Below are 1,274 nucleotides of genomic sequence, written 5' to 3'. Positions count from 1 at the left end.
CCACTGCTGTCCCACATTTTTTCACGCCCATAGCGCCAGCTGCGGAGGGCTCCCCGGCTGCTCGGGTGGAAAAGGCCTGATCAACGTCATCAGGTCTTTCTTCGAGAACAGATTCGCTTGTAGCAATCGCAGTATTCGCTGTTCCGACCAGCCGGTTTTGGATAGGAATTTCAGGTAGCTCAAGAGTAGGTAAGTACACAGGGCGATCCAGATCTGGGTCAGCACCGCATTCCTCGAATTGCCAACAAAGGCGTGTATCTTCAAATTTTGTTTGAGCGCTTTGAAGAACAACTCGACCTGCCACCGGTCCTTGTAAACATTAGCCACAGTTGTTGCGGACAGCTCAAAATGATTCGTCAGGAAGACGTAATGCTTGCCCGTCTCTGCATCTCGATAGCCGATTCGACGAAGCTTTGGCATCGACTTGTTCTTCAATTGCACGCCGGTGAGTTCGATCACCTGGTCTGAGGTGATACCTTGCTCCCGGTTCACTTCCCGGCGCTCTATGACACGGTATTTGGCATTGGTGCGCTGGCGGGTGACAAAGAAAATTCCTTTTTCCGTCAACTGCTTATACCAAGCATAGTCAGTGTACCCCTTATCGATCACCACCACGCTGCCTTTGGGAAAGTCGAACTCGCGCCCCACCGGCACATCGTGCCTGGCGCCATCAGTCACCGTCGCAAAGGCCGGAAAATGGCCGCGGTGATCCAGTCCCACATGAAGTTTCATCGCCGCCTTGCTGCGGTTGTGATCGGCCCAGGGAAAGATCGCCAGGGAGAGTTCTATCAGGCTGGCATCAAGGGAGAACAACGGGTTCTTGAACCGAAACTTGTGCTGGGGTGAGAGGTGCTGGCAGCGGGACACCAGTTTACCGAACAGCGCCTCATAGAGAGTATAGGGCTGCTTCTCGTTGACCCGTGCCAGTGAGGATTTGGCGATCCGGCGCACGCCCAGATGGTAGCGGCAACCGGTCTGGACGTTTATGTTGGCCTCGATGTCCCGCAAGCTTTGTCGGCCGGTCAGTTGCGCCATCATCAGGGCGACAAACTGGTCCCAGCGGCTGATCTTGCGCAATTTCTGCCCCTGGTGGTGCTGTTTTGCCAGAGGCTGGAACTCATGTCTGGGGATCAATTGGAGGAGCTGAGCGAGAACTGTGTTAGTATGTGCCAAGGCTTAAATCCTCTGGTTTTTATAGTGTTTGGTCGCACAATCATTGTATCAACCAGCCAGGGTTTAAGCCTTTTTTATTTCAAACTGTGGGACAGCAGTGG

General features: G+C 53.6%; 1 protein-coding gene. It reads right to left on the bottom strand.

Annotated elements, in window-relative coordinates; genetic code table 11:
• Positions 1 to 21: 21 nt before the first annotated feature.
• Positions 22 to 1,173 carry an IS4 family transposase gene (locus JYP50_RS21605; RefSeq protein ID WP_206562651.1) on the bottom strand — a complete coding sequence of 384 codons (1,152 nt, stop codon included), beginning with the start codon at positions 1,171 to 1,173 and terminating at the stop codon, positions 22 to 24.
• Positions 1,174 to 1,274: the final 101 nt, after the last annotated feature.

The sequence above is a fragment of the Parahaliea mediterranea genome (assembly GCF_017255185.1).
GTDB lineage: Bacteria > Pseudomonadota > Gammaproteobacteria > Pseudomonadales > Halieaceae > JAFKCZ01.
The sequence above is the reverse complement of the archived record's forward strand: the minus strand, read 5'-3'. Positions and strand labels throughout refer to the sequence as shown.